11 protein-coding genes are annotated in these 8,852 nt (G+C 70.6%); 8 read left to right on the top strand and 3 right to left on the bottom strand.

The window, feature by feature from the left end; genetic code table 11:
- The first annotated feature begins 1 nt into the window (after position 1).
- Genes LQ566_RS14245 through LQ566_RS14235 form a run of 3 tightly spaced genes read left to right on the top strand, consistent with a single transcriptional unit; the run spans position 2 to position 2,650 of the window.
- Positions 2-763 (top strand): SDR family NAD(P)-dependent oxidoreductase, encoded by a 762-nt coding sequence (locus LQ566_RS14245; protein WP_231092391.1) that lies wholly within the window; start codon positions 2-4, stop codon positions 761-763.
- Positions 763-1,845, top strand: a complete 1,083-nt coding sequence (locus LQ566_RS14240) for a mandelate racemase/muconate lactonizing enzyme family protein (RefSeq protein ID WP_231092390.1) — start codon at positions 763-765, stop codon at positions 1,843-1,845. Before LQ566_RS14245 ends, LQ566_RS14240 begins: the two co-directional genes overlap by 1 nt.
- 1 nt (position 1,846) lies before the next feature.
- Positions 1,847-2,650, top strand: coding sequence for an SDR family NAD(P)-dependent oxidoreductase (locus LQ566_RS14235; RefSeq protein ID WP_231092389.1), 804 nt, complete (start codon positions 1,847-1,849; stop codon positions 2,648-2,650).
- 75 nt (positions 2,651-2,725) lie between these two features.
- Here LQ566_RS14235 and LQ566_RS14230 read toward each other — a convergent pair whose 3' ends face one another.
- Positions 2,726-3,061 carry a nuclear transport factor 2 family protein gene (locus LQ566_RS14230; protein ID WP_231092388.1) on the bottom strand — a complete coding sequence of 112 codons (336 nt, stop codon included), beginning with the start codon at positions 3,059-3,061 and terminating at the stop codon, positions 2,726-2,728.
- On the bottom strand, positions 3,054-3,803 hold the full coding sequence (locus LQ566_RS14225; protein WP_231092387.1) for an SDR family NAD(P)-dependent oxidoreductase: 750 nt from the start codon (positions 3,801-3,803) through the stop codon (positions 3,054-3,056). Before LQ566_RS14225 ends, LQ566_RS14230 begins: the two co-directional genes overlap by 8 nt.
- A 25-nt stretch (positions 3,804-3,828) precedes the next feature.
- On the opposite strand from LQ566_RS14225, the gene LQ566_RS14220 reads away from it, so the two are divergent.
- Positions 3,829-4,815: a C-terminal binding protein gene (locus LQ566_RS14220; protein ID WP_231092386.1), complete on the top strand. Its 987-nt coding sequence runs from the start codon at positions 3,829-3,831 to the stop codon at positions 4,813-4,815.
- Between the two features lie 127 nt (positions 4,816-4,942).
- Positions 4,943-5,800 (top strand): fumarylacetoacetate hydrolase family protein, encoded by an 858-nt coding sequence (locus tag LQ566_RS14215; RefSeq protein ID WP_231092385.1) that lies wholly within the window; start codon positions 4,943-4,945, stop codon positions 5,798-5,800.
- A gap of 90 nt (positions 5,801-5,890) precedes the next feature.
- Here LQ566_RS14215 and LQ566_RS14210 read toward each other — a convergent pair whose 3' ends face one another.
- Positions 5,891-6,730, bottom strand: a complete 840-nt coding sequence (locus LQ566_RS14210; RefSeq protein ID WP_231092384.1) for an SMP-30/gluconolactonase/LRE family protein — start codon at positions 6,728-6,730, stop codon at positions 5,891-5,893.
- Between the two features lie 47 nt (positions 6,731-6,777).
- On the opposite strand from LQ566_RS14210, the gene LQ566_RS14205 reads away from it, so the two are divergent.
- From LQ566_RS14205 to LQ566_RS14195, 3 genes are read left to right on the top strand one after another with little or no spacing between them, the layout of a single operon-like run.
- Complete coding sequence (locus LQ566_RS14205) at positions 6,778-7,371, top strand: DNA-3-methyladenine glycosylase I (protein ID WP_231092383.1); 594 nt, start codon at positions 6,778-6,780, stop codon at positions 7,369-7,371.
- A 41-nt stretch (positions 7,372-7,412) separates the two neighbouring features.
- Positions 7,413-8,414, top strand: coding sequence for an LLM class flavin-dependent oxidoreductase (locus LQ566_RS14200; RefSeq protein ID WP_231092382.1), 1,002 nt, complete (start codon positions 7,413-7,415; stop codon positions 8,412-8,414).
- Positions 8,415-8,459: 45 nt separating this feature from the next.
- Complete coding sequence (locus LQ566_RS14195) at positions 8,460-8,840, top strand: hypothetical protein (protein WP_231092381.1); 381 nt, start codon at positions 8,460-8,462, stop codon at positions 8,838-8,840.
- The last annotated feature ends 12 nt before the right edge of the window (positions 8,841-8,852 follow it).

Here is an 8,852-nt window from a genome sequence, read left to right as displayed (position 1 = left end):
CATGACCGAATCCGCACCCATCGCCGTCATCACCGGAGGAGCCGCCGGCATCGGCTGGCAGATCGGCCAGCGTCTCGCGTCGGACGGCTACCGCGTCGTCGCGGTGGACCGGGTGCCCGGCCTCACCGCCGAGGAGAACCCCGCGGGCGTTCTCTGGCGTGAGCTGGACGTCACCGATCCGGTGGCCGTCGACCGGGTGTTCGGTGAGATCGAGGCGGAGCTCGGGCCCATCGCCGTTCTCATCAACAACGCCGGGATCCAGCGTCATCGTGGTATCGAGGACCTCACCTGGGACGAGTGGTCCGCCGTCGTCAACGTGAACCTGCACGGCGTCTTTGCCTGCCTGCAGGCCGCAGGCCGGCGCATGCTGGCGAACGGCGGCGGACGAATCGTGAACATCTCCTCCATCTCCGCGCGCGGATCGGCGGGCCGTGCCCCCTACGCCACCACGAAGGCCGCCGTCATCGGCCTGACCTCCACCGCGGGTGCCGAATGGGCTGCCCGGGGCGTGCGGGTGAACGCGGTGGCGCCGGGCTACGTCGACACCGGCGTCTTCCAGCAGGGCGTCGCGGCGGGAACCCTCAACCCCGCCACGATCCTGTCCCGCATCCCGGCGGGGCGGCTCGCCGATGCCAACGAGATCGCGGCCGCGGTCAGCTTCCTCGTCTCCGACAACGCCAGCTACATGAACGGGCAGACCCTGTACGTGGACGGCGGGTTCATGGTGGACTACGGCGTGCCCCTCGCGAAGAAGCCCGAGTGATGACGCTCGCCGACGTGAGCGCCGCCACCGCGGTGCTGCCCCTGCCGCAGCCGCTGCGCCTGGGGGCGATGACGGTGACGCGGCGCGAGTACTCCGCGGTGCAGGTCCGCGACGATGCCGGTCGCACCGGGCACGCGTACTGCCTCAGCCGGGAGGCACCGATGGCGGAGATCGTGCAGCGGCTGGTCACCCCGCATGCGGTGGGCGCCGACGCGGATGACCCTGCCGCGCTCTGGGAGCGGATGCTGCGTGGCAGCGCCATCGTGGGCCGGGTGGGTCTGGTCCGCCGCGCGATCGGGCTCGTGGATGTGGCGGCGTGGGATGTGGCGGCGCAACGCGCGGGGGTGCCGGTGTGGCAACTGATCGGGGAGAGCGGCGAGCCCCGGGACGCGATGCTCGTGGCGGCCTACCCGTCACCCGATCGTGCACCGCGCGAGGTCGCCGACGAAGTGCTCGCCCAGGCGGACGGCTGGAAGCGGGTGAAGATCTCGCGCACGCCGGATGCGGCGTACATGCGTGCGCTCATCGGCATCCTCAACGAGGAACTGCCGGAGCAGACCGGTCTCGTGGTCGATGTCGGCTTCGGCTGGCGCGACGCCGACGAGGCGGTCGCCGAGATCCGGCAGTGGGGTGACATCCGCTTGGACTGGCTCGAAGATCCGCTGCTTCCCGAGGACGCGCTGGGGTGCGCTCGCATCCGGCGTGAGAGCGGACTTCCGATCTCGGTGGGCGACGAGGTCACCGATCCGGACGTGCTGCGACGGCTCGTCATCGAGGGGAACGTGGATGTGCTGCGCCTGGACGTGATCGCCGTGGGCGGGATCACGCCCGCGCGCGAGCTGATTGCCTGGGCGCGTGAGCGCGGCGTTCCCGTGTCGGGGCACGTGTATCCGGAGGTCACGGCGCACCTCGGTATCGAGGTCGAGACCTTCGCGCGCGGCGGTAACCCGTACGACCCGGCACCCACTCTCATTGTGGACGGCCCGCGTTTCGCGGGCCGTGTCACCCCTCCGGCGGGGCCGGGGCTGGGCTTTTCCCTCGATCCCGCCCGCTTCGATTTCACGGCATCGGGAAAGGACTGACATGCGACACGATCTGCAGCACCGCAGCGTGGTGGTCACCGGCAGCGGCAAGGGCATCGGACGGTCGATCGCCGAGCGGCTCACCGCCGACGGGTGGATCGTGGTGGGACTGGAGCGCTCCGCCGGCTCTGGCAGCCTCGAAGCCGGTGCGGTCGCCGCCGTGGTCCTCGGGGACTCGTCCGACGTCACGGCTCACGAGCGTGCGGCCGCCGAGGCCACCGCCCGGGCGCCGCTCGCCGGCTGGGTCAACAACGCCGGGATCACCCGCGCCACGCCGCTTCACGAACTGGACGCCGACGCGGTGCGCGAGATCGTCGATATCAACGGCCTCGGCTACATCTGGGGCTGCTCGGTGGCGGTGAAGACGTTCCTCGCGCAGTCCAGCGGTGGCGCGATCGTCAACATCGGCTCGATCCACGGTCGCGCCGGGCATCCCGAGTACAGCGCGTACGAGTTCACCAAGGGCGGCATCGACGCCCTCTCCCGCAGTGTCGCCGTCACGTACGGCGGGGTGAACATCCGGTGCAACACCCTCGCCCCGGGCGGTGTACGCACCCCGCACCTGGAAGCGCAGATCGCCGCCGCCGCGGATCCAGCTGCCGAGGAGCGAGCGCTCGCGGAGGGGCCGCCCATGGGGCGCATCGCCACGGCGGAGGAGGTCGCCGCCTTCGCGGCCTTCCTGCTCTCCGACGAGACGCCGTACCTCACGGGCCAGTCGATCGCGGTGGACGGCGGCTGGACCTCCGGCTTCGGGGATCTGTCTCTCCGCCCCTCCATCGCGGCCCACTACCCCTCCGGTTCCTGACGCGCGAAAAACCCCGGCGAGTCCGGGAAACCCCGCGGTGCAGGGCTTCTCGGACTCGCCGGGGTTTCTGGGCGGTCAGGCCTTCAGCATCGACGCGCGGGAGATGCGGCCGGCGACCACGTCGAACGTCGCGATGGTCTCCGTGGACACACCGGCGTTGATCACGTATTCACGGGCGACCACCCAGCGATCACCGAACAGCACCGAGGAGTCGATCACACAGGAGAGCTCCGGGTTCTGCAGTCGCGGCTCGTAGAACGCGCGGATCGCCACCGCCCCCACGATCGGCTCGGGGGCCACCCCGGTGATCACGGCGTCATCCGCGTAGGTCGCCACGAACGCGTCGAGGTCGTGGGCGTTGAAGGCGTCCAGCTGGGCGAGGACGGTGTCGTGTGCGCTGCGGTCAGTCAATGCGGGTGCCTCCGTTGGCGTCGTAGGTGGCGCCGGTCACGAAGGCGGCGCGCGGGGATGCCAGACCGGCGATGATCCAGGCGATGTCCGCCGGCTGGCCGAAGGCGCCGAGCGGAATGCCGGATTCCAGCTTCTCCCGCGCTTCGGGGGTGAGGTTCGCGGTGATCGCGCTGTCCACGGCTCCCGGCGTCACCGCGTTCACCCGGATGCCCTCGGACGCGAGGTGACGAGCGAAGCTCCGGGTGAGGGCGAGGATGGCGCCCTTGCTGGCGGCGTAGTGCATCCCGGTGGCCAGCGCTCCCACCTGGCCCGCGATGGAGGCGACGTTGATCACGCTGCGATCCCCCGCGGCTGCACGAAGCAGCGGGAGCGCCGCGCGCGTCAGCCAGAAGGTTCCGCGTGCATTGGTCTCCATGACGAAGTCCCACTCCTCCAGATCGATGTCCGGATATGCGGTGTACGGGCATACCCCGCCGTTGTTCACCAGGACGTGCAGGTCGCCCCATGTCTCGGTGATCTCGGCGATCAGGCCCTCCACGGATGCCGAATCGCGCAGGTCGAGACGGGAGACGTGCACCTCCGCCGCCCCCGCCTCCCGGCATCGCGCGGCGACGTCCGCCGCCGCTTCCTCGCGACCGGTGAACGTGATCCAGAGGGCGTGGCCCTGTGCCGCCAGTTCGAGGGCGACAGCGGTTCCGATTCCGGAACTCGCCCCCGTGATGAGAGAACGTCGTGCTGTCATGCGGAAATGCTATAGCATTTTCCGCATGACAGCCTCTCGTGTGCTCGTGACCGATTGCGACCTGCCCGGCACCCCCGTCGAGGACGCCCTCTCCGCTGCCGGCATCGACGCCGTGCGCTCCTGCGCACCCACCCCCGACGCCATCGCCGAGATCGGCGCCGATGCTGAAGCGCTCGTCGTGCAGTGGGCGCGCATCACGGCGGAGGTGATGGATGCGCTGCCGAACCTGCGGATCATCTCCCGGCTCGGCATCGGCTACGACATGATCGACGTGGAGGCGGCCACCGCGCGCGGCATCGCCGTCGCGAACACACCGAGCTACTGCATCGAGGAGGTCGCCGCCCACACGGTGGCGATGATCATGGCGCAGGCACGGGGGCTCGCGTCCTACGACCGCGCGGTCCGCGAGGGGACCTGGCGAGCCGTCGACGCCCACCCCGCGGCCGTGCGCCCATCCACCACCACCGTGTCCGTGCTGGGCTTCGGCCGCATCGGCTCCCTGGTGGCGCGCTCCCTGCGCGGCATCGGATTCCGGGTGGTCGTGGCCGACCCCTACGCGCCGGCGGCTGCCGTCACCGCCGCCGGATGCGAGGTCGCCGATATCGCTGCCGCCATCGCCGCGGCGGATGTGCTCACCCTCCACGTACCGCTCACCGCCGAAACCCATCACCTCATCGACGCGGCGGCGCTCGCCACGATGCGCCCCGGCGCGGTGATCGTGAACACCTGCCGGGGACCGCTCATCGATGAGGACGCCCTTGTCGCAGCGCTGGATGCGGGCACGATCGCCGGCGCGGCGCTGGACGTCTTCGCCGCCGAACCCCTTCCCGCGGACAGCGTGCTGCGCGGGCGCGACGACGTGCTGCTCACCCCGCACGCGGCCTGGTACTCGCCGGAGGCGCTGGTCGATCTTCCGATCCACGCAGCGCAGAACGTGATCGATTTCCTGTCCGGCAGCGACGGTGCCGCCATCGTGAACCACGACTACGCGCGAGCGGCTACCGCCGGCTGAACGCGGTCGTTGTGCCACGCCGGACCGGTCGTGAGCGCATCGCCGCCCGCGACTCGAACCCCACCGATCTCCGCGCCAGGACGGTGCGGCCGAACGCGCGACGTCGCGCGAGAGATGAGGAGTCACCATGCAGCTGATGCGTCTGGGAACCGCCGGAGCGGAGCGTCCCTTCGTCCGTGACGACGAGGGCGTGCTGCGCTCGCTCGCGCCGCTGACCGGAGAGATCGACGGCGCGTTCCTCGCCGCCGACGGCATCGCCCGCACCCGCGCCGCCCTCGCCGCCGGTGAGCTGCCCGCGCAGCCCGAGGCTGAGCGGTTGCGCGTCGGCGCCCCGATCGCGCGTCCGATGGCCGTGGTCTGCGTCGGGATGAACTACGCGGCGCATGCCGCAGAGTCGGGCTCCCTTCCGCCCGAGCGCCCGGTCATCTTCTTCAAGCACCCCAACACGGTGGTGGGCCCGGATGACGACGTGCTCCTGCCGCCCGACTCGCAGCGCAGCGACTGGGAGGTCGAGCTCGGCGTGGTGATCGGGCGCCGTGCGCGGTATCTTGCCTCCCCGGAAGACGCGCTCGCGGTGATCGCGGGGTACGTCGTCTCCAACGACGTCTCGGAGCGCGAATACCAGATCGAGGTGTCCGGCGGGCAGTGGTCCAAGGGCAAGTGCGCCGAGACGTTCAACCCGCTCGGTCCCGCCCTGGTGCCGGCGGACGAGGTCGATCCGCAGGCGCTCCGCCTGCGCAGCTTCGTCAACGGCGAGCCTCGTCAGGACTCCAGCACCGCCGACATGGTCTTCTCCGTCGCCCACCTGGTGTGGGAGCTCAGCCAGTACATGGTGCTGGAGCCGGGCGACCTGGTGAACACCGGGACCCCCGAGGGCGTCGCGTTGTCGGGGCGGTTCCCCTACCTGCAGGACGGTGACGAGATGCGCATCGAGATCGACGGCCTCGGCGTCCAGACCCAGCGCGTCCGTCGCGCCACCGTCTGACCTGATCCGCCGCGTCCGTCTGCGGGTGAGGACCCCGGCGATGCGCCGGCCGTCACCCGCAGACGGATGTCTCGCGCTGGTGTGAGCCGTTCAGCCGGCGTAGGGCGTGACCGGAAGGCCGGTGACGCCGGGCGTCGCGGCGAACAACGCGCCGGCCAGCGGATCGTCCGTGAGGCCCTGGCGAGAGCTGGTGATGTAGAGGGTCCGCAGGTCGTCGCCCCCGAAGGCGCACGCCGTGGTGCGGGCCGTGGGGACCTCGATGCGCTCGCGCAGCACCCCGTCCGAGTCGAAGCCGAGTACGCCGTGTCCGTCCCACAGCGCCACCCACACCGACCCGTCCGAGGCCACGGTCAGCCCGTCGGGATGGCCGGCCGCCGGGTCGATCACGGCGAACGGGCGTCGATCCCTCAGCCCCTCCGGCGTCACGTCGCAGACATCCACGCGACCGGTCGCGGTGTCGACGTAGTAGCCCAGCGCGCCGTCGGGAGAGGTGTCGAACCCGTTGGAGATCGTCACCGGGGAGAACTGCACGCTCACGTCCTCACCGACGATGCGCCAGAACTGCGCTGCGTTCGCGGTGCCCTCGTACGCCATCGAGCCGGCGTACAGGCGACCGGCGCGATCCGTTCCGGCATCGTTGAGCCGGATCGCGGGATCATCCAGCAGCCGCACGAGCGCGGTGGGCACGGCCCGCGGGTCATCGGCGCCGAAGAGAGCGTGCTCCCCGCCCACGATCCAGCCGCCGTTCGCACGCGGGCGGAGGAACCCGGTGAAGGCGTCCACGTGCATCCGCGTCACATCGCCCTCGGGCAGCAGCGTCAGCACATCGCCACGGCTGCCGTCCACGAAGCGCAGACCACCCCAGTCGGGCCACCAGACCGGCCCCTCACCGTGCTCCGCCACCGCTGCCGTCACCTGTTCCGCACGCACCCTCCCACCCTATGAGCAATGTCCGACGCCACCGCTACCGTGGAGGCATGGCGGATGTCACCACGGGTATCGATGGAATCGCGCGCTGCGCGTGGGCCGGGCAGGAGGAGATCTACACCCGCTATCACGACGAGGAGTGGGGTCAGCCGATGCACGGCGACCAGCGGCTCTTCGAGAAGATGACGCTCGAGGGTTTCCAGGCCGGCCTGAGCTGGATCACCATCCTGCGCAAGCGGGAGAACTTCCGCGTCGCCTTCGACGGGTTCGATCCGGAGCGGATCGCCCGCTACGACGAGCAAGACGTGGAGCGTCTCCTCGGCGATGCCGGCATCGTCCGCAACCGCGCCAAGATCCTCGCCGCCATCGGCAACGCGCGTGTTCTCATCGAGATGGCCTCCGGTGACTTCGACGAACTGATGTGGTCGTTCGCTCCGGAGACCCACGTCCCCCCGGAGACCTTCGCCGATGTCCCCGCGCAGACGGCCGAATCGAAGGCGATGAGCAAAGAACTGCTGCGGCGCGGGTTCCGCTTCGTCGGTCCCACCACCATGTACGCCCTGATGCAGTCCGCAGGCATGGTCGACGATCACGTGCGGGGCTGCCATCGCGCAACGACCCCCGCCGTGTTCGCGCAGGCATAGCCTGAGGGGGCTCACCCGCGGGTCGACAGACGAGGAGCCCCATGGATTACGGTCACGACCTCCGTTTCGGAAGCTTCATCACGCCCACGGCGACGCCCGCGCAGAACCCCGTCGTGCTGGCGCAGGTGTCGGAGGCGGCGGGCCTGGATCTGGTCACGTACCAGGACCACCCGTATCAGCCCGCGTTTCTCGACACCTGGACGCTGATGTCCTACGTCGCCGCCGTCACCGAGCGCATCCACATCTCCGCCAATGTCGTCAACGTACCGCTGCGCATGCCGACGCTGCCGCGTGCTGCGGCCTCGCTCGATCTGCTCTCCGGAGGGAGGTTCGACCTCGCCCTCGGGGCGGGCGCGTTCTGGGACGCGATCACGGCGATGGGAGGACCCCGTCGCACCCCGGGGGAGGCTGTCACGGCGCTGGAAGAGGTCATCGACATCGTGCGGGAGACGTGGCGCGCCGACGAACGCGGCGGGATCTTCCGCGACGGACAGGCCTATCCGCTGCGGGGCGCGAAACGCGGTCCGCGCCCCGCCCACGACATCCCGATCTGGATCGGCGCGCTGAAGCCTCGCATGCTGCGACTCATCGGCCGCAAGAGCGACGGCTGGCTCCCCTCGGAGTCGATGATGCAGCCGGGCGGCCTCGATGAGGGCATGGCGCGCATCGACGACGCCGCTCACGGTGCGGGTCGCGAACCGCACGAGATCCGGCGCCTGCTCAACATCGGCCCCGAGGCCGACAGCCGCTCGTGGGCCGCGCGCCTCGCCACGCTCACACTCGACAGCGGAGTCAGTACCTTCATCCTGGCCTCCGATGATCCGGCGACCCTTCACCGGTTCGGTCAGGAGGTGGGCCCGGCCGTTCGTGAGCTGGTGGCGCAGGAACGCGCTTCCCGTGGCACGTCCACCGCCGATCCTCGTTCGCGTGCGGCCCGCGCCGCGCGCGTCGCCGGAATCGCGTACGACGACGTGCCCGCCGGATTGCGCGTGATCGAGCCCGGCACGGATCACCACGTACGCCCAGGTGATCGCGGACGCTGATGACGGGCCGCGGCAGGGACAGGTGCGCCCGTCACCCGTTCGGGATTGTTTCGTGAGCTGTCCGCCGACGTCGTCACCGCCGCCGCGCATCAGATGCGCAGCGGCCGGCCCTCCTTCCAGATCCGCGCACTCCGCGGTGCCGCCTCGGACGTGGGCGCCGACGAGTCCGCGTTCGCGCACCGCGACGCGCAGTTCTCGGTGGTCGCGTTCGGCAGCGATGCGCAGCGGCTCGACCTGATGTGGGAGCCGCGGGGGCGGCGTTCGACGGGCCTGTACACCAGCTTCGAAGCGTCGGACCGGCCGGCCCGCATCGCGGAGGCCATCCCGCCGAGCACGCTGGCACGGCTCCGGCGCATCACAGAGCGCATCGATCCCCGGCATCTGTTCCGCGACAACTTCCCCGTCGGCTCCGGCGGCGACGAGTGATGTCTCCTCAGA

Source organism: Microbacterium nymphoidis (genome assembly GCF_021044885.1).
GTDB lineage: Bacteria > Actinomycetota > Actinomycetes > Actinomycetales > Microbacteriaceae > Microbacterium > Microbacterium nymphoidis.
The sequence above is the reverse complement of the archived record's forward strand: the minus strand, read 5'-3'. Positions and strand labels throughout refer to the sequence as shown.